Here is a 17406-nt window from a genome sequence, read left to right on the forward strand (position 1 = left end):
ATGGACAAGGTGGCCGACATCGGCCGCGACATCGGGGAGTACATCCGCCTGCAGCGCAACAACGCCAAGATCTCCCTGCGGCAGTTGTCGAAGCTGGCCGGCGTGTCGAACCCCTATCTCAGCCAGATCGAGCGAGGGGTGCGCAAACCAAGCGCGGAGATCCTGCAGCAGATCGCCAAGGGGTTGCGCATCTCGGCGGAGGCGCTCTACGTGCAGGCAGGGCTGCTCGACCTGCCCTCGGGCGGACCGGTGCCCGACGCCATCCGCGCCGACACCGAGCTTTCCGAGCGCCAGAAGCAGGTGCTGCTCGACGTCTACGAGTCCTTCCGTCGCGAGAACCGGGCAGCGCGCACATCCGACACCGACACCCAACCCGAGGAGTGATCCTGATGGCGACTACCAAGCCCGATGACGTCCGAAAGGCCGTCAACACCGCATTCGAACAGATCAAGACGTCGATGCTCGCCGCGCTGGGCGCTGGCAACCTGGCGGGTCAGGCCGTCGCCGACGCCGTGGCCAAGGCCAGGGCGCGAGTGAACGAGAGCAGCGAGGTCGCGCGCAAGAACATCGAGGAGCTGCCCTCGGACGTGGAGGGCCTTCGCGAGCGCCTCGATCCAACGGAGCTGCGCAAGCTGCTCGACGAGTACACCGACGCCGCGCTGAAGCTGTACCACCAGCTCGCGGAGTCCGGTGAGCAGACGTGGGAGCGGTTCGTGTCGCAGCCGCAGGTCAAGCGCAGCATCGAGCAGTTGGAGGAGGCACTGCAGGCCGCCCAGGAGCGGGTCGACGAGGTGGCCTCCGACGCCCGCGAGCGCATGGACGAGGTGGTCTCCATGGTGGCGGGACGCACCAGGCAGGCAGGTGAGCGGGCAGGCACGGTGACCGAGGACGTCGCCGACAAGGTCGCCGACCGGATAGTGGAGCAGGCACCGGCCGCCGAGGCGCCCGCCGAGCCCGCGAAGGCGCCGCAAAAGGCGGCGCAGCAGCGCAAGCCCGCGAAGACCCAGGCGAAGACCACGAAGGCCGCCGCCCGCGACACCGGCGCACGCACCAGTTCAACCCCGAGGAAGCCGCAGGGCGGCTCGCGCAAGAGCGGCGAGTGAGTAGCAGGCGGCTCACCGGCCCCGGCGCCGCGACCCGGTGCCGGGGCCACCGCCGCCGCGGCGGTCTGACGTAGGGTGGATGAGTGCCGTTCCTCGCGCAATGGATTGTCTGGGTCATCGACTGGGCCGGTACGCTCGTCGGCCTGGTCGCGTTCGCGCACGCCGTCATGCAGAGATCGGACGCCTACACCGCCGCCGACCGGATGACCAAGCCGGTTTGGCTGGCCATCACCGGCGGGGCGACGGTCGCCATGCTGCTGTTCAGCTTCTTCGGTATCGGGATGATCTTCTGGCTGGCGGGCATCGTCGCCGCACTGGTTTACATCGTCGATGTTCGCCCCAAGCTCATCGAAGTCCAGCGCGGCGGTCAGAGCTGGTGATCCCGGCTTGAGTACGGTAGCGCTGTGAGCACGTGGAACATCGCAGGAACCCTCACGCCGGTCCCGGCCACTGAGCACACCGAGCTGGTGGCCGAACCCGTCGCCAAGGTGCTGGCCACACTCGGCGAGCCGGTCGGTCTCGTGGAGATCGACCCGGAACTCGCCGACACAGCGGAGTTCTGCGCCACCTACTCATCCCCGCTGTCGGCCTCGGCCAACTGCGTCGTGGTAGCTGGCAAGCGCGCGGGAGAAACCCGCTACGCCGCCGCACTCGTACTGGCCACCACCCGCGCCGACGTGAACAACGTCATCAGGCGCAGGCTGGACGTACGCAAGGCGTCGTTCGCGCCGATGGCGGAGGCGGTGGAACTCACCGGCATGGAATACGGCGGGATCACCCCGGTCGGGCTGCCAGGCGACTGGCCGATCCTGGTGGACAAGGCGGTCGCCGACTCGCCGGAGTTGGTGATCGGCAGCGGTCTGCGGAAGAGCAAGCTCCTCGTCACCGGCACGCTCCTGGCATCGCTTCCGGGTGCCGAGGTGATCGAGGGCCTGGCAAGGTAACCGGCGAAGTAGGCGAGAGGAGCCCAGCAGCCCATGGGTACGGTCACTGCCACCGCCGAGCGGACGATCGACGCTCCCGCGGACCGGGTGCGGGAATTGGTCCGCGACTACAGCCAGACGAGACCGGAGATCCTCACCGAGCACTACCGCGACTACCAGGTGGTCGAGGGCGGTTCCGGAGCGGGCACGGTCGCGCGCTGGAAGCTGCAGGCGACCTCCAAGCGGGTACGGGACGTCGCGGCCACGATCAGTGAGCCACAGCCGGGCACCGTCGTGGAAACCGACGCCAACTCCAGCATGGTCACCACCTGGACGGTGCGGGAACGTGACGGCCGCAGTTTGGTTCGCATCGAGACGTCCTGGCAGGGCGCGGGCGGTATCGGTGGCTTCTTCGAGAAGACCTTCGCCCCCTCGGGACTGCGCCGCATCTACGACGGCGTGTTGGCCAACCTCGAGCAGCGGTCGCGGCAGTCCTGATGGCGGCGACCGAGGTCAGGCTCGCTTCGCGGCCACACGGTATGCCGACGGAAGCCAACTTCGACGTCGTGGACACCGAGGTACCAAGCCCAGGCCCGGGTGAGGTGCTGGTACGCAACACGTGGTTGTCGGTTGACCCGTACATGCGGGGCCGGATGAGTTCGGCGAAGTCCTACGCCGAGCCCTACGAGGTCGGCAAGGTCATGCACGGCGGCGCGATCGGCGAGGTGGTGGAGTCTCGCTTCGACGGGCTCGCCCCCGGCGATGTCGTGCTGCACGGCCTTGGCTGGCGCACGCACGCCGTCGTGGCAGGTAAGCACGCAGGCAAGGTCGACGTTGAGGCCGCGCCCGTGACGGCCTATCTCGGCGTGCTTGGGCTCACCGGACTCACCGCCTACGCTGGACTGTTCGACGTCGCCGGGTTGAAGGAGGGCGACACGGTATTCGTGTCGGCCGCGGCCGGGGCGGTGGGTTCCGTGGCGGGCCAGCTCGCGAAGCTGCACGGCGCCGCCCGCGTGATAGGCAGCGCGGGTTCGGCGGAGAAGGTTCGCTGGCTCACCGAAGAACTGGGGTTCGACGCCGCCTTCAACTACCGGGACGCGCCCGTGGCCGAACAACTCGCGGCCGCCGCGCCCGACGGTGTCGACGTGTACTTCGACAACGTCGGCGGTGAGCACCTGGAAGCGGCCATCGGCTCGCTCAACCCGCACGGGCGTATCGCGGTGTGCGGCATGATCTCGGCCTACAACGCGACGGAGCCGCCTGCCGCCCCGCGTAACCTGGCGCAGATCATCGCCAAGCGGTTCACCATGCGCGGATTCCTCGTCGGCGATCACTATCACCTGCGGTCGCGGTTCCTCGCCGAGGTCGCGCCCATGGTCGCCGACGGAAGGCTGCGCTACTCCGAGACCGTCGTGGACGGTATCCGCAACGCGCCGAGGGCGTTTCTGGACCTGCTCGAAGGAGCCAACACCGGAAAGATGCTGGTCCGCCTGCAGGAGTGACGTAACGGTCGCTGACTGTGCCAAATCTGTGGCACAGAGTTACTAACATCGATGATACTATCATTCATGAAAGTATCATTGGAGTTACTATGGCGCGTTTCATCGGACGCGGGCGGGAACTCGCGCTTTTGGGCCGGATGTTGGACCGGGTACGCGCGGGCGGCAGAGCCGGTCGACCCGGCAGGGCCGTGCTCATCCGCGGTCGTCGGCGGGTCGGCAAGTCCCGGCTCGTTGAGGAGTTCGTCGAGCACGCGGGCGTACCGCATTTGTTCTACACCGCATCGGCGCAACCGAGTGCGGGGGCGGACCTGGAACTCTTCGCCGAGGCAGCGGTGGCTTCGGACCTGCCGGACGCTGACCTGTTCCGTGACCAGACCCCGAAGTCGTGGGACGCGGCCCTGCGGCTGTTGGCGAGCGCCGTGCCGTACGACGAACCCAGCATCGTCGTGTTCGACGAACTGCCTTACCTGATACGCAACGACCCCGGGTTCGAGGGGACGCTGCAAAAAGTGTTCGATCGCGAGTTGTCGCGGCGACCCGTGCTCCTGCTGGGTATCGGTTCGGACCTGGCGATGATGGAAGCACTCAACGATTACGGCAGGCCGTTTCACCAGCGAGCCTCGGAACTCGTCGTGCCATCGCTCAGCCCCGCCGACGTCGCGGACATGTTGGGTTTGGAGACGTCCGCGGAAGCCTTCGACGCGTACCTCGTTTCCGGTGGGCTGCCTCTGATCCTCGACGAATGGCCCGCGGGCGCGCCGGTTGTGCGGTACCTGGCCGAAGCGCTGGCCGATCCGACATCGGCATTGCTGGTGAGTGCGGAGCGTGCGCTCGCGGCCGAGTTTCCGACGGAGGCGCAAGCTCGGCACGTGCTTATGGCGATCGGTTCCGGGCAGCGGACGTTCTCGCTCATCGGGCAGGCCGCCGGTGGGATACCGCACGCCTCCTTGAACCGTTCCCTGCGGCTGCTCACGGCCAAGCGAATCGTCGAAGCGAAGTTGCCGCTCTCGGCACGCTCGTCGAAGGAGACGCGATACTGCGTAGCGGATCCATACCTGCGGTTCTGGTTGGCCTTCGTCGGACCGCATCTGCCCGAGATCGAACGTGGCAGGGGTGACCTCGTACTGGACCGGGTCCTTCGATCGTGGACGACATGGCGCGGCGGGGCCGTGGAGCCGGTCGTGCGCGAATCGCTTCGCCGCCTTCCGCCCGAAATGCTTCCGGAAGGCACCGCGGTCGTCGGCTCGTACTGGACACGGAGGAACGATCCGGAGATCGACATCGTCGGTGCGGACCGGGAACCCGTCGCCAAACGGATTACTCTCGTGGGCTCGATCAAGTGGCTGGAGCGGCGTCCCTTCGACGAACACGACTTGTCGCGGCTTGTACTCCATCGCTCGCTGCTACCCGGCGCCGACGAGCGCACCGCGCTGCTCGCCGTGAGCCGTAGCGGCGCCACCACCGAAGGCGTGCGCACTCTCACAGCGGACGACCTGCTCGCCGCGTGGCCGCGCTGATCGTTTCGCTCGGCCCTCAGAACACGACGGTGCGGTCTCCGTGCACCAGCACGCGCCCTTCCAGGTGCCAGCGCAGCCCGCGGGCCAGGGTCACCTTCTCGATGTCGCGGCCCTTACGCACCATGTCGGTCACCGAGTCGGTGTGATCGACACGGATCACGTCCTGCTCGATGATCGGTCCCGCGTCCAGGTCGGCGGTCACGTAGTGGCAGGTCGCGCCCACCAGCTTCACCCCGCGCGTGTGGGCCTGGTGATACGGCCGGGCACCGACGAACGACGGCAGGAAGCTGTGGTGGATGTTGATCGCCCTGCCCGCCCACGCCTCGCACAACGCGGGCGGCAGGATTCGCATGAACCTCGCCAGCACCACCGCGTGCGGGTCGTGCTCGTCGACCAGTTCGGCGATGCGGTCGAAAGCAGCCGCCTCGCCCGCTGTGTCTTCCGCGTCAGTGGGGAACGGTACGTGATGGAACGGGATTCCGTGGGCTCTCGTGATGTCGGCGAGCACGTCGTGGTTGCCGATCACCGCCCTGATATCGGCGTCCAGCTCGCCGGAGGAGACCCTGCCGAGCAGGTCGTAGAGGCAGTGCCCCTCCCTTGACACCAGCAGTACGACACGGTGGCGCTCTGCGGTGTCGTCGATCCGCCAGTCGGACTCCGCGCCGAGCGAGCGCGCCACCCCGGCGAACCGGGCACGCAATTCGTCGACGTCGAACGGCAGCGAGTCGGCTCTCACCACCTGGCGGGTGAAGAACCATCCGGTGTCCGGGTCGGTGTGGTAGGCGGCCTCAACGATCCAGCCGCCCGCCTCCGCGAGGAACGAGGCGATGCGGGCGATGATGCCGGTGCGGTCGGGGCAGCCGAAGGTGATGACGTACTCGCGGTCGTGCACAACCCGATTGTCGTACCCGGCGTCACGGCGCCGCCAGCGGCTCCAGCAGCGCCACGTCCCCGGTGACCTTCGCCTCGCTCGGCCTGCGCCACACCGCCCGGTAGACCGCGTCGGCGCTGCCCTCGATAGTCACGTCCGGCTCGAACGGCTGTTCCGCCAGCTGTGGTGCCGAACCCGGCGCCAGCCGCACCGACCACAGCCTGCCGGCGTCCTCCGCGTGCACCAGCACCGTGCCGTCGGCGGTGAACTCGCTCCAGCCGGTGCGCCGGTGCACCAGCAACATGAGCAGCTCGTCGATGCCGTCGGCGGCGAACTCCGGGTCGAACGTCACGGTGACGGCGCCCAGCGTGAGCTCGGCGTCGACGCGGTGTATGGCGGCTTCATGGGCCTGCCGCCGCGCCCAGGACGCGACCACCGGCGGGTACGACGAGAACGGCAACCTCGTCGGCGCGCCGGGGCCCCGGTCGAACACCGCGCGCAGCGCCTCCCGCTGCTGTTCCCACCAATCCAGCAACCGCTCCCACTCCCGAGGCGCCTCGCCCGCACGCACCCCGGAAACCTCAGGATGTTCGGTGGCCGCGACGACCCACGACTGGACCCTCGCGATGTGCCGCACGAGCTTGTGCACAGTCCAGTTCGGACACGTGGGTACCTGAGCCTGGGGACCGGCCGCGATCGCCGCGTCCCGCAGCGCGTCGCAGTGGTTCTCGACGGCCTGTCGGAAGGTCCCGTAGTCCACGGCGAGAGACTATCCTTCGCCCCAGCTCCACGCAGCCGAGCACCAGCAGTCCCAGTCCGAACGCGACGAGCAGACCCTTGGCGGGATCGTCGGCGAAGCCCGCCGCACCCGCGTACCCAACCGCGACGGCGTACACCGCCCAGATCGTCACACCCACCGCGTCGAGCGCGGCGAAGCGGGCGAGCGGGAAGCGCAGGCTGCCCGTGGCCAGTGCGGAAGCGACCCTGCCGCCCGGTACGTAGCGGCCCGCCACGACGAGCAGCGTCGCGTGCCTATACACCTTTCGCCGAGCCCACTCGTAGGTGCGTCTGCCCTTCTCGTTGCGGTGCAGCCTGCGCAGCGTTCGTGGACCCGCCAGCCTGCCGACGCCGTGTCCGAGCAGGTCGCCCGCGAGCGCGCCACAGGCCGCCACGGCGGTAAGCGCGGCGAGTGCGGGAAAGTCCGGTCCGAGCAGTACCGCCACCGCCATCACCGAACTCTCGCTCGGCATGAACGGCAGCAACGCGTCCAGACCCGCCACGGCGAAGATCAGCAACCACAGCCACGGTGAGTCGAGCGCGCCACGCAACAGCGCGGCGAACTCGTTCAGCAGCTCCAGCATGCCGGTTCCGTGGCGAGTACGGCGTGCCGGGCCCGTGCCGCGAGCTCCGCACGATCGCCTTCGGGTTCGAGCAACCGGTGCGCGCGCACCCGCAGCTTCAGCTCCCGCGCTCCGCAGACCCGACGCAGTGAGCGGGCGAGCGAGTCCTCGCCGACGAAGGCCGCCACCGTGCTCGGCTCGCCGTCCTGCAGGTACTCCAACGTGACGGGACGCACCGGTGCTTCCGCGTCCAGCGCGGCCTGGAACACCGCGTGCCGAAACCTCCCGCCCGGTGCCGAACACCAGGTGGTGGCCTCGGGAAACACGGCGACGGTGTGGCCCTGCCGTAGCCGCGTCGCGATCGTCGCGACCAGCTCGGGTAGCGCGCGTAGCGCCCACCTGTCAACGAACAGCGTGCCGCTGTCGCGCGCCAGCCTGCCCAGCCACGGCCAACTCGCCACCTCGCGCTTGGCGAGCATGCTTACCGGTTCCACGGCGAGCAGGCCCACGATGTCGAGCCAGGAGACGTGGTTGGCGACCACCAGTGTGCCGCGTCCGTCGGCTGCGCTGAGCCGATCGGTGTCGCGCTCGAGGGTCACCTCCAGCGCGCGGAGCACGCGCAGGGCTCGGGCATCGAGTGTGCCGCGTGCGGTGAGTGAGGACCCCAGCGCTGCGCACCGTTTCATGGCTTTCATGGTGCTGACCGGAGTTCTCCGGTGGGTGACGCAGCGAGGAGTGCAGGGTGAACTCGCGCGGTATGAGTTCACCGGGTCTGCCCGAGGAAGTGCCGCAGGTAGCGGTCGTCGATGCGGTCGAGCGGTAGCAGCACGAAGAAGTCGGCGACACCGAAGTCCGGGTCGTGAGCGGGTGGCCCGCAGACCCAAGCGCCGAGCCGCAGGTATCCCCGCAGCAGCGGCGGCACCCGTGCGTAGCTTGGCCGCTCGTCGGTCGTCGGCGTGGCGTTCCACGGCAGGTGTGGCTCGACCCGCAGGTGCGCCGGTGACAGGTGGCGGCGCCGCGCGAGCTGCCACGTGTTCGCGCAGGCCTGCCCGCCGTCGGCGAGCGAGACCGAGGCGCAGCCCGCGAGGTGGCGCGCGCCGGAGAGCAACGCGTAGCGGGCCAGCGCACCCCACATCAGGTTGATGACCTGCCCGCCACGGTGGTCGGGGTGCACGCAGGAGCGGCCTGCCTCGATCAGCGATTCGCGCAGCGGGCGCAACGCGGCGAGGTCGAACTCTCCGCTGGAGTAGAGCCGATCAGTACGACCGGGCGGCAGCAGCCGGTAGGTGCCCACCACCGTGTCCGCGTGCTCGACGATCAGGTGGTCGCAGCGGTCGTCGAACTCGTCGCGGTCGAGTTCGCCGGGTAGCGCGGCGTTGAACTCGTCGACGAAGACGGCACGGCGCAACCGCTGAGCCGCTTCGACCTGTGCAGGGGTGTGCGCGATCGAAACCGTGTACTCGCGCGTGGGTACCGTGGCGGGTGAGGGCATGGTGACTCTCTTTCCGTTTCGCAGTGAGGAGCCGGTGTCTTCGCGGGGTCGTCGGGTGGCGGCCCGACGACCCCGCTCACCGCAGACTCGCAGGTAAGAGCGGTGTCGACCACGGGCTGACAGCGATCTCAGGGAGAACTCAGGGCACCCCTTACCTGCAGGCCCGACCCCCGTGCGGCGGCTACCTGTTCCGTTCGGACGGGGCGGCCGCTTCCCATGCCACGGTCAGCTCACCGAGCCGCCAACGCGTGCCGCGGCCCAGCAGCGGCCAGCCACGCTGGGCGAGTAACCGCACCGCCTCCACCCACCGCGCCCTGCGGCCGAACGGTGCGAACGGCACCGCGGCGGCCCAGCACTCGTCCAGCTCCGCGAGGAAGCCGTGAACGGCTTCGCCCGGCACGTTGCGGTGGATCAGCGCCTTAGGCAATCGCTGTGCCACAGTGGACGGACGGTCGATGCTGTCGAGGCGGCAGGAGAGGGTGAGGCTGATCGGGCCTGCGTGGTTGAGCGTGACCCACGAGCACAACCTGCCGATCTCGTCGCTGGTTCCCTCCACCAGCAGGCCTCCCGGCGCGATGCCGCCGAGCATCGCTTCCCACGAGGGTGCGACATCACGCTCGGCGTACTGGCGCAGCACGTTGAACGCCCGCACCAGCACCGGGTGCGTGCCCGCCAACTCGAAACCACCCCTGCGGAAGTCCAACCTCGGCGGGTCGGCCACCGAGGCGGCGGCCGCGACGCGGTCGGCGTCCAGCTCCAGGCCGAGAACCCGAACCCCCGGCTGCCGCTGTGCCAACCGCCTCGCCAGCTCCACCGTGGTCACAGGTGACGCCCCGTACCCGAGATCGACCACCAGCGGCTCGGCCGCGCCGGACAGCGCCCTGCCCACCGCCGGATCGGCGAGCAGCCAGCGGTCGACCCTGCGTAGCCGGTTGGGGTTGGTGGTTCCTCGGGTAGGGGTGCCGATCAGCCGCGGTCCGCGAGCCACCGCGACGTGAACTCCGCCTCGTGCTCGAGCAGCTCGGTCACCTGGTCGGCGACGAAGCCTTCGAGCTTGCCCCCCACGAGCGGGATGCGGACCTTGACCTCACCCCTGGTGTGTAGCACGCTACCCGACGTCTCGTCGTAAAGTTCGGTGCGGGCGGTGATGTGCCCCGGCATCGCGCTGACGTGAACGGTTACCGTGCCGACGTAGCGGCCCTGCTGCGCCGACCAGGTGTGCTCGCGCTGCACCTCGAGGTCACCGGAGTGCATTTTCTGCACCAGGTGCGGTAGCTGCTCGGCCGGAATGCCCTGTACCAGCGTGTACGACACACCGTCGGCCGTGGCGGTGTGCTCGCGCAGCGTCGAATCCTTGCCGCCGATCTCGTCCAGCCGTGCCCGCAGCGCGTGCTGTTGTGTCTGGGCGGCATACACGTCGGCGGCACTGTGCGCGAACGTCGCACGGTGCTCGATACGGGTCGCCATGCGCAGGACAGTACCGTTACCGCTTGTGAGCACTGTCGGAACGCCCGTCCAGGAGGCCCTGCGCGAGCACACCACGCTGCGGCTCGGCGGCCCGGCCCGCCGGTTCGTCACCGCGTCGACGACCGGGGAACTGGTCTCGCTCGTGCGCGAACTCGACGCGGCGGGCGAGTCGGTGCTGCTGCTCGGCGGTGGCTCGAACCTCGTCGTGGCGGACGCCGGGTTCGCGGGCACGGTGGTGCGCATCGGCACCACCGGCTGGGACGACGACGGCGTCGCCGCGGGACAGAACTGGGACGACTACGTCGCGGCCACGATCGCGGCAGGTCTGGGCGGCCTGGAATGTCTCTCCGGCATCCCGGGGTCGGCAGGCGCGACGCCGATCCAGAACGTTGGCGCCTACGGCTGCGAGATCAGCCAGGTGCTGCGCTCCATCGATCTCTACGATCGCCGATCCGGCGCGATCCGCACCATCGCCGCCGCCGACCTCGGCTTCGCCTACCGCACGAGCGTGCTGAAGGGCACCGACTCCGGCATCGTGCTCCGGGTGCGCTTCTCGTTGCACACCGACGGGCTGTCCGCCCCGATCCGGTACGCAGAGCTCGCGACCGCCCTGGGCACCGAGGTCGGCGCCAGGGTGCCTGCCGCCGAGGCCCGAGAGGCGGTGCTCGCGCTACGCGCGCGCAAGGGCATGGTGCTCGACCCTGCTGATCACGACACCTGGAGCGCGGGCTCGTTCTTCACCAATCCCGTCGTCGCCGACGACCAGGTCACCGACGTGCTGGCCAGGATCGCCGAGGTCGTCGGGGCCGACGTGCCCGTGCCAAGGTATCCCGCCGACGGCGGCGTGAAGCTGTCCGCGGCGTGGCTGATCGAGCGAGCCGGGTTCGGCAAGGGCTACCCGGGGCCGGGCGGGCGCGTTCGGCTTTCGACGAAGCACACGCTCGCGCTGACCAACCGCGGCGCGGCGACCACGGCCGACCTGCTGGCCCTCGCTCGCGAGGTGCGTGACGGGGTGCTCAACACCTTCGGCGTCACCCTTCGGCCGGAGCCGCTGCTCATCAACTGCCAGCTGTAGCGCGACCTGGATTTCAGCGCCGTCAGCGCCGTTAGCGACGCAGAATGCGGCTGCCGTTGTACTGGTCCCTCGGCTGTAGCACGATCCGGTCGAGGTTGACGTGCGCGGGCCTGGTGGCGGCGAAGGCGATGACCTCGGCCACGTCGGCCGCGGTGAGGGGTTGCAGGCCCCGGTAGACCTTCGCCGCTCGCTCAGCATCGCCGTCGAAACGGTTCAGCGAGAAATCCGTCTCGACCATCCCTGGCACGATCTCGGTCATGCGCAGCGGATCTCCCAGGTGCTCCGAACGCAGGGTCTGGTGCAGCGCCGCCTGCGCGTGTTTGGCCGAGGTGTAGCCCGCGCCGCCGTCGTACACCTCGTGCCCGGCGATGGAGGTCACGGTGATCACATGCCCCTCACCCGAGGCGATCAGCTTCGGTAGCAGAGCCTTGGTGACACGCAGCGTGCCGAGCACGTTCGCCTGCCACATCCAGTGCCAGTTCTCCTCGTCGGCCTCCTCGACGCGCTCGAGCCCCCTCGCGCCGCCGGCGTTGTTGACGAGGAGATGGCATTCTGGGATGTGGTTGACGAATGACGCAACGGAGTCAGCATCCGTGACGTCCAGTTCATGTGCGGTGCCGGACAGTTCCTCGGCGAGCGCACGCAGCCGGTCGAGGCGGCGTGCGCCGAGCACGACGTGGAAGCCGGCTGCGGCCAGCGCCCTGGCGCTCGCTTCGCCGATGCCCGCGCTTGCTCCCGTTACGACTGCGGTTCGCATGCTCATGCCTGCATGCTGCCAAATGAGGTGAGTCCGCTCACGGGCGGTTCACATTGTGATCGAGGAGGACAGGTTGATCGAACGGCGGACGGTTTTCAGGGCCGCCATCGCGGCAGGGTCGGTCGGCGCGCTCGCGGCTTGTTCCGGGCGCACGGCGGGCACGGCCGAGGTGGACCCCGCGCGGGTGCCGCCCAAGGCGAAGATCACGGCTGAGCCCGCGGTCGGGGCCAGGGACGTGTCCGTGCTGGCCCCGGTCAAGCTGAAGGTCGAGGAAGGCACGTTCACCGAGGTCTCGGTGACCAACCCAGACGGCAAACCCGTGGCGGGCGGCCTCGACGGTGACAAGCGCACGTGGACGAGTTCGGAGCCGCTCGGCTACGGCTCGACCTACACCTACACGGCGAAGGCCAGCGGCCACGACGGCAAGGTGGCCGAGCTGACCGGCAGCTTCGACACGATCAATCCGGCCACGCTGGTGCGGGCGACGCTGAACCCGGTCGACAACGCCGAGGTGGGCGTCGCCATGCCGATCAGCGTCAAGTTCGCCGAGCCGGTCGCCGACCGCGCCGCGGCGCAGCGGGCCCTGGCAGTGGAGACGTCAACCGAGGTGGAGGGCGGCTGGGCCTGGCTGTCCGACCGGCAGGTCGATTGGCGGCCCAAGGAGTACTGGCCAGCGAACACCGACGTCAAGGTCACCGCCAAGCTGTACGGCGTGCACTACGGCGGCGGTGCGTACGGCAAGGCCGACGTCAGCACCCAGTTCAGGGTCGGTCGCAACCAGGTCGTCAAGATCCACACCCCGGACCATGTGATGCGCGTCTATCGCGACGGCAGCGAATCCGCCAGCTACCCGTGCAGCAACGGCAAGGACGCCGACCCCAATCTCAACACCCCCAACGGCACCGTGATCGTGATGACCAAGGAGCCGACCTCCATCTTCGACAACGAGCGCTACGGCTACACCGACGTGAAGAAGAAGTGGTGCTGCCGCATCTCCAACCACGGCGAGTACATCCACGAGAACGAGGAGAACCGCGCCAACATCGGAAAGAACAACACCTCTCATGGGTGCGTGAATCTGTTCGAGCGTGATGCCTTGGCATACTTCGACTCCGCGCTGATCGGCGATCCGGTGGAGATCACCGGGTCGAAGGCGGACTTTCCCCTCACGTCCGACGTGATGGACTGGCTACTGGATTGGCGGACATGGATGTCGAAGTCGGCCCTGTGACCGACCCCTGTGCTCAGAAGGCCTGCTTCGACCGACACCTTCGGGAAGGTCGTGGAGATGAGAACAGAGGTCGCCGGTGCGGGTGGCGCCAGGATCGGCGTTCGCGTGGCGGGCATCGGCACCGGGCCCCCGATCGTCTTCGTGCACGGCTGGGCACAGTCGGCTCGGGCATGGGACGCCCAGTTCGCCGATCCACGGCTGACTGAGCGGTTCCGGCTCCTCGCGCTGGACCTGCGTGGTCACGGCGGTTCCGACGTGCCCACCCGCGGCTACGACGACCCGGCGGTGTGGGCCGACGACCTGGCCGCCGTACTGGGCCTCGTGGGCGAGCCCGCGGTCGTGGTCGGGTGGTCCTACGGCGCGCTCGTGATCACCGACTACGTTCGCGTGCACGGCACCGGCGGGCTGGCCGGCATCGTGCTGGTCGGCGGGATCACTGAGATCGGTAAGGGCCACCCCGGCGGCTGGGTCGGTTCCGCGATGCGCTCCGCGCTGCCGGACGCGCTCGCGGAGGACATCGACGTCGCGCTGCCCGCGCTGAGTCGGCTCATCGCGGACATGTCGGTGAACCCGCTGCCGGGTACCTTCGCGCAGGCCATGCTCGGGGCCAGCCTCTGCGTCCAACCGTCGGTGCGATCGGCGCTGTTCAGCCGCGACGTCGACAGTGCGGACGTGCTCGCTTCGATCGACGTCCCCACGCTGGTGACGCACGGTACCGAGGACACGACCGTCGACCCAAGGGCCGGAGAGTACGCGGCCGGGAAGATTCCGGGGGCGGCGACGCGTTGGTGGGTCGGTGTAGGCCACATACCGTTCGTCGAAGCCACGCAGGAGTTCAACGAGACCCTGGCGCGGTTCGTCGAGGAGCGGGCGCAGGGCGCCCCAGCAGAAAGGTGATTCGGTGACGATCTCCTTGTACCGGACGGCACCGAAGCCGCGCCGGGTCGCGGTGCTGTCCGTACACACCTCCCCGTTGGAGCAGCCGGGTACCGGGGACGCGGGCGGCATGAACGTCTACATCACCCAAACCGCGATCGAGATGGCCCGCAGCGGGGTCAGCGTCGAGGTGTTCACCAGGGCCACCTCCTCGGAGCAGCCGCCGGTGGCGGAACTGGCGCCCGGGGTCATCGTGCGTCACATTCCCGCGGGCCCTTTCGAGCCGCTGGAGCGGCACGAACTGCCAGCTCAGCTGTGTGCCTTCACCTCAGGCGTGCTGCGCACCGAGGCGTTCCACGAGCCCGGCTACTACGACCTCATCCACTCGCACTACTGGATCTCGGGTCAGGTCGGTTGGCTGGCGAGGGACCGTTGGGGCGTGCCGCTGGTGCACACGGCCCACACACTGGCCAAGGTGAAGAACGCCGCGCTCGCCGAGGGTGACAAACCCGAGCCGCGCACCCGCGTGATCGGTGAGCAACAGGTGGTGGCCGAGGCGGATCGCCTCGTCGTCAACACCGATGTGGAGGCCGACCAGCTGGTTCGGCTGTACGACGCAGACCCCGGCAGTGTGCGCACCGTGTCGCCCGGTGTGGACCTGCACACCTTCCGCCCCGGATCGAGGGCCGCCGCCCGGCAGGCGCTGGATCTGCCGCCGGATGCCGTCGTGCTGGCCTTCGTCGGCCGAATCCAGCCGCTCAAGGCTCCTGACGTGCTGCTGAACGCGGCCGAGCGGATGCTGCGACGGCACCCGTGGCTGCGACGGCGGCTGGTGGTGCTGGTCGCGGGCGGCCCGTCCGGCACAGGGATGGAGCAGCCGACGGCGCTGCGGGAACTGGCCTCCTCGCTCGGAATCGCGGAGCTGACACGGTTCCTGCCGCCGCAGTCGGGCGAGCGGCTGGTGCAGGTGTATCGGGCCGCCGACGTGGTGGCGGTTCCCAGCTACAACGAGTCGTTCGGGCTGGTGGCGCTCGAGGCGCAGGCGTGCGGCACCCCGGTGGTCGCCGCGGAGGTGGGTGGCCTTCCTGTGGCCGTCGACCATGGCGTTTCCGGTGTCCTTGTGCCCTCGCACAGCGCCGACGACTGGGCGGGCGCGCTCGGTCTGGTCGCGTTGAGCCCGTACCGGCGCGCCCAGCTCGCATCGGGCGCGTTGCGGCATGCCGAGCGGTTCTCCTGGAAGCGCACCACCGATGCGCTGCTGGACGCCTACACGGAGGCGACAAGCGCGTTCCAGGGTGCCGCGCTGGGGGTGGCGGTATGAGCGTCGACGAGGTCATCCGGCGCACGCTGGACTCGGCCGAGTTGGACTACGACCGCAAGGGGGAGGGCGTGTACTTCGTCACGCTTCCTGGCACCAAGAAGTTGCAGACGAACTGCTGGCTGGTGGCGCGGGAGCATTCGCTGGCCATCGAGGCTTTCGTGTGCAGGAGGCCCGACGAGCGGCACGAGGACGTGTACCGGTTCCTGCTGCGTCGTAACGCCAAGTTGTACGGAGTGCACTACACGATCGACGCGGTTGGCGACATCTACCTCGTCGGAAGGCTCGGCCTGGACGCGGTGAGTGAGGCGGAGCTGGACCGGTTGCTCGGGCAGGTGCTCGAAGCGGCGGACGGTGACTTCAACACCCTGCTCGAGATCGGTTTCGCCTCGTCGATCCGGCGGGAGTGGGACTGGCGGGTCTCGCGTGGCGAGTCACTGGCCAACTTGCGGGCGTTCGCGCACCTGGTGGAACCCGAAGGCGGACACCGGCCCGGATCGCTCACGGACGACTGAACGCGGGTCGCGGGGCGGCTCGAGGGAGGGGGGAGTCGCGAACTCGAGCCGCCCCGCTGACGTTCCCGCCGCGTGGACCCGGTGACGAGGGGGATGCCAACGGGGCCGGCGGGTCGCAGCTCGGCAGGGGGGAGACGAGCTGCGCCTACAACCGCGTTCGGCCGGGGAGTGCGTGGTTTCCGACCGAGCGGGTTGGTAGCCAACTTGTCAGACTCGGGTCTGTAATCACAAGACTACTTACTACCCCGATTGGGTGAATTTCTCCAAGGTCGTTAACGCATCGCGACATCGTTAACCGTATCGAAATGTTGTTGGCGCTACGCCTAGCGATCGGGTTAACACGGCACGGTATGTCTGGCCCACAGTCGGTAGAACTCACCCACGCAGCTGGCCTCGGCTAGCACACCGCGAACCTTCTGGCACGCTGAACGCATGGCCGAACTTGGGACTCTGGTGCTGCTGCGACACGGGCAGAGCACGTGGAACGCCGAAAACCTCTTCACCGGCTGGGTCGACGTCCCGCTGTCCAAGCTGGGCGAGGAGGAGGCTCGCCGTGGCGGCGAGTTGCTCGCCGAGACCGGGCTGCTGCCGGACGTGGTGCACACCTCACTGCTGCGGAGGGCCATCTCCACCGCCAACATCGCGCTCGACGTGGCCGACCGGCACTGGATCGAGGTGCGGCGCGACTGGCGGCTCAACGAGCGCCACTACGGCGCCTTGCAGGGCAAGAACAAGAAGCAGACGCTCGAGCAGTTCGGCGAGGAGCAGTTCATGCTGTGGCGGCGCTCCTACGACACCCCGCCGCCTGCCATCGAACCCGGCAGCGAGTTCAGCCAGGACGCCGACGTGCGCTACGCCGGACTCGGCGCCGAGTTGCCGATGACCGAGTGCCTGAAGGACGTGGTGGCGCGCATGCTGCCGTACTGGGAGTCCTCGGTCGTGCCCGACCTACTGGCGGGCAGGACGGTGCTGCTCGCCGCGCACGGCAACTCGCTGCGCGCGCTGGTAAAGCACCTCGACGGCATCTCCGACGCCGACATCGCCGGCCTGAACATCCCCACCGGTATCCCGCTGCGCTACGACCTCGACGCCGACCTCAAACCGACCAACCCCGGCGGCACCTACCTCGACCCCGCGGCCGCCGAGGAGGCCGCCGCGGCGGTGGCAAGCCAGGGTCGTTGACCGTTGACCCCACCGTCAGGGGCCGTGGGTTCCCGGCCCCGGACGATGGCAGCCGGACAGTCGCGACTCTCCGAGTGCAACGCGGTGATACTCCACCGCATCGAATGAAATCGAATGGATGTGCTTTGCGATGAGTCCTACGAAGGGTGACCAGAGTGTGAACGGCCGCTGACCCAGCGGCGAACTTGTGCCCAGTAGGTGTCGCGGCCGTCACGAGAGCACTTCCAGGACTAGGCC

General features: G+C 68.8%; 21 protein-coding genes. 13 read left to right on the plus strand and 8 right to left on the minus strand.

Going from position 1 to position 17406, the window contains the following annotated elements; all coding sequences use genetic code 11:
- The 7 genes from FHU38_RS25140 to FHU38_RS25170 all read left to right on the plus strand — a co-directional run bounded on the left by FHU38_RS25140 (position 1) and on the right by FHU38_RS25170 (position 5045).
- The gene (locus FHU38_RS25140; RefSeq protein WP_167177244.1) at positions 1-384 is read left to right on the plus strand and encodes a helix-turn-helix domain-containing protein; all 384 of its coding nucleotides are present in this window, start codon (positions 1-3) and stop codon (positions 382-384) included.
- Positions 385-389: 5 nt separating this feature from the next.
- On the plus strand, positions 390-1103 hold the full coding sequence (locus FHU38_RS25145) for a hypothetical protein (RefSeq protein ID WP_167177058.1): 714 nt from the start codon (positions 390-392) through the stop codon (positions 1101-1103).
- Between the two features lie 83 nt (positions 1104-1186).
- Complete coding sequence (locus FHU38_RS25150; RefSeq protein ID WP_167177060.1) at positions 1187-1483, plus strand: DUF2516 family protein; 297 nt, start codon at positions 1187-1189, stop codon at positions 1481-1483.
- Positions 1484-1507: 24 nt separating this feature from the next.
- The gene (locus FHU38_RS25155; RefSeq protein WP_167177062.1) at positions 1508-2047 is read left to right on the plus strand and encodes a YbaK/EbsC family protein; all 540 of its coding nucleotides are present in this window, start codon (positions 1508-1510) and stop codon (positions 2045-2047) included.
- Between the two features lie 33 nt (positions 2048-2080).
- The gene (locus tag FHU38_RS25160; RefSeq protein WP_167177064.1) at positions 2081-2524 is read left to right on the plus strand and encodes an SRPBCC family protein; all 444 of its coding nucleotides are present in this window, start codon (positions 2081-2083) and stop codon (positions 2522-2524) included.
- Entirely contained in the window at positions 2524-3528 is a 1005-nt protein-coding gene (locus FHU38_RS25165; RefSeq protein WP_167177066.1) for an NADP-dependent oxidoreductase, read from the plus strand. Before FHU38_RS25160 ends, FHU38_RS25165 begins: the two co-directional genes overlap by 1 nt.
- A gap of 89 nt (positions 3529-3617) precedes the next feature.
- The gene (locus tag FHU38_RS25170) at positions 3618-5045 is read left to right on the plus strand and encodes an ATP-binding protein (RefSeq protein ID WP_167177068.1); all 1428 of its coding nucleotides are present in this window, start codon (positions 3618-3620) and stop codon (positions 5043-5045) included.
- A gap of 16 nt (positions 5046-5061) precedes the next feature.
- Here the strand turns inward: FHU38_RS25170 and purU are convergent, their stop codons facing one another.
- From purU to FHU38_RS25205, 7 genes are all read right to left on the minus strand, one after another.
- Positions 5062-5937 (minus strand): formyltetrahydrofolate deformylase, encoded by an 876-nt coding sequence (gene purU / locus FHU38_RS25175; RefSeq protein ID WP_167177071.1) that lies wholly within the window; start codon positions 5935-5937, stop codon positions 5062-5064.
- A gap of 22 nt (positions 5938-5959) precedes the next feature.
- On the minus strand, positions 5960-6613 hold the full coding sequence (locus FHU38_RS25180; RefSeq protein WP_313886907.1) for a maleylpyruvate isomerase family mycothiol-dependent enzyme: 654 nt from the start codon (positions 6611-6613) through the stop codon (positions 5960-5962).
- Positions 6498-7277, minus strand: a complete 780-nt coding sequence (locus FHU38_RS25185; protein ID WP_167177075.1) for a DedA family protein — start codon at positions 7275-7277, stop codon at positions 6498-6500. Before FHU38_RS25185 ends, FHU38_RS25180 begins: the two co-directional genes overlap by 116 nt.
- Positions 7262-7942, minus strand: a complete 681-nt coding sequence (locus tag FHU38_RS25190) for a lysophospholipid acyltransferase family protein (protein WP_167177077.1) — start codon at positions 7940-7942, stop codon at positions 7262-7264. Before FHU38_RS25190 ends, FHU38_RS25185 begins: the two co-directional genes overlap by 16 nt.
- A gap of 77 nt (positions 7943-8019) precedes the next feature.
- Positions 8020-8748: a GNAT family N-acetyltransferase gene (locus FHU38_RS25195; RefSeq protein WP_167177079.1), complete on the minus strand. Its 729-nt coding sequence runs from the start codon at positions 8746-8748 to the stop codon at positions 8020-8022.
- Between the two features lie 181 nt (positions 8749-8929).
- Complete coding sequence (locus FHU38_RS25200; RefSeq protein ID WP_167177081.1) at positions 8930-9736, minus strand: class I SAM-dependent methyltransferase; 807 nt, start codon at positions 9734-9736, stop codon at positions 8930-8932.
- A complete protein-coding gene (locus tag FHU38_RS25205; RefSeq protein ID WP_167177083.1) occupies positions 9715-10215 on the minus strand; it encodes a DUF2505 domain-containing protein in 501 nt (166 codons plus the stop codon). Before FHU38_RS25205 ends, FHU38_RS25200 begins: the two co-directional genes overlap by 22 nt.
- 25 nt (positions 10216-10240) lie before the next feature.
- Here FHU38_RS25205 and FHU38_RS25210 point away from each other — a divergent pair, with 25 nt between their 5' ends.
- Positions 10241-11290: a UDP-N-acetylmuramate dehydrogenase gene (locus FHU38_RS25210; RefSeq protein ID WP_167177085.1), complete on the plus strand. Its 1050-nt coding sequence runs from the start codon at positions 10241-10243 to the stop codon at positions 11288-11290.
- A gap of 31 nt (positions 11291-11321) precedes the next feature.
- Here the strand turns inward: FHU38_RS25210 and FHU38_RS25215 are convergent, their stop codons facing one another.
- Positions 11322-12053, minus strand: a complete 732-nt coding sequence (locus FHU38_RS25215) for an SDR family NAD(P)-dependent oxidoreductase (RefSeq protein ID WP_167177087.1) — start codon at positions 12051-12053, stop codon at positions 11322-11324.
- A 67-nt stretch (positions 12054-12120) separates the two neighbouring features.
- Between FHU38_RS25215 and FHU38_RS25220 the strand changes: the two genes are divergently transcribed.
- From FHU38_RS25220 to FHU38_RS25240, 5 genes are all read left to right on the plus strand, one after another.
- Positions 12121-13278, plus strand: coding sequence for a L,D-transpeptidase (locus FHU38_RS25220; RefSeq protein WP_167177089.1), 1158 nt, complete (start codon positions 12121-12123; stop codon positions 13276-13278).
- 57 nt (positions 13279-13335) lie between these two features.
- A complete protein-coding gene (locus FHU38_RS25225; RefSeq protein WP_167177091.1) occupies positions 13336-14175 on the plus strand; it encodes an alpha/beta fold hydrolase in 840 nt (279 codons plus the stop codon).
- Positions 14176-14179: 4 nt separating this feature from the next.
- A complete protein-coding gene (gene mshA / locus FHU38_RS25230; protein ID WP_167177093.1) occupies positions 14180-15475 on the plus strand; it encodes a D-inositol-3-phosphate glycosyltransferase in 1296 nt (431 codons plus the stop codon).
- Positions 15472-15987 (plus strand): type III secretion system chaperone family protein, encoded by a 516-nt coding sequence (locus tag FHU38_RS25235; RefSeq protein ID WP_167177095.1) that lies wholly within the window; start codon positions 15472-15474, stop codon positions 15985-15987. The genes mshA and FHU38_RS25235 overlap by 4 nt, the downstream gene beginning before the upstream one ends.
- A 432-nt stretch (positions 15988-16419) precedes the next feature.
- Complete coding sequence (locus tag FHU38_RS25240) at positions 16420-17169, plus strand: phosphoglyceromutase (RefSeq protein WP_167177097.1); 750 nt, start codon at positions 16420-16422, stop codon at positions 17167-17169.
- The last annotated feature ends 237 nt before the right edge of the window (positions 17170-17406 follow it).

Source organism: Saccharomonospora amisosensis (genome assembly GCF_011761185.1).
GTDB lineage: Bacteria > Actinomycetota > Actinomycetes > Mycobacteriales > Pseudonocardiaceae > Saccharomonospora_A > Saccharomonospora_A amisosensis.

Coding starts and splice junctions, on each gene's coding strand:
- FHU38_RS25205 (WP_167177083.1), bottom strand. CDS start 10,215: ATGGCGACCCGTATCGAGCACCGTGCGACGTTCGCGCACAGTGCCGCC.
- FHU38_RS25190 (WP_167177077.1), bottom strand. CDS start 7,942: ATGAAACGGTGCGCAGCGCTGGGGTCCTCACTCACCGCACGCGGCACA.
- FHU38_RS25145 (WP_167177058.1), top strand. CDS start 390: ATGGCGACTACCAAGCCCGATGACGTCCGAAAGGCCGTCAACACCGCA.
- FHU38_RS25140 (WP_167177244.1), top strand. CDS start 1: ATGGACAAGGTGGCCGACATCGGCCGCGACATCGGGGAGTACATCCGC.
- FHU38_RS25215 (WP_167177087.1), bottom strand. CDS start 12,053: ATGAGCATGCGAACCGCAGTCGTAACGGGAGCAAGCGCGGGCATCGGC.
- FHU38_RS25165 (WP_167177066.1), top strand. CDS start 2,524: ATGGCGGCGACCGAGGTCAGGCTCGCTTCGCGGCCACACGGTATGCCG.
- FHU38_RS25185 (WP_167177075.1), bottom strand. CDS start 7,277: ATGCTGGAGCTGCTGAACGAGTTCGCCGCGCTGTTGCGTGGCGCGCTC.
- FHU38_RS25235 (WP_167177095.1), top strand. CDS start 15,472: ATGAGCGTCGACGAGGTCATCCGGCGCACGCTGGACTCGGCCGAGTTG.
- FHU38_RS25170 (WP_167177068.1), top strand. CDS start 3,618: ATGGCGCGTTTCATCGGACGCGGGCGGGAACTCGCGCTTTTGGGCCGG.
- FHU38_RS25240 (WP_167177097.1), top strand. CDS start 16,420: ATGGCCGAACTTGGGACTCTGGTGCTGCTGCGACACGGGCAGAGCACG.
- FHU38_RS25195 (WP_167177079.1), bottom strand. CDS start 8,748: ATGCCCTCACCCGCCACGGTACCCACGCGCGAGTACACGGTTTCGATC.
- FHU38_RS25225 (WP_167177091.1), top strand. CDS start 13,336: ATGAGAACAGAGGTCGCCGGTGCGGGTGGCGCCAGGATCGGCGTTCGC.
- FHU38_RS25160 (WP_167177064.1), top strand. CDS start 2,081: ATGGGTACGGTCACTGCCACCGCCGAGCGGACGATCGACGCTCCCGCG.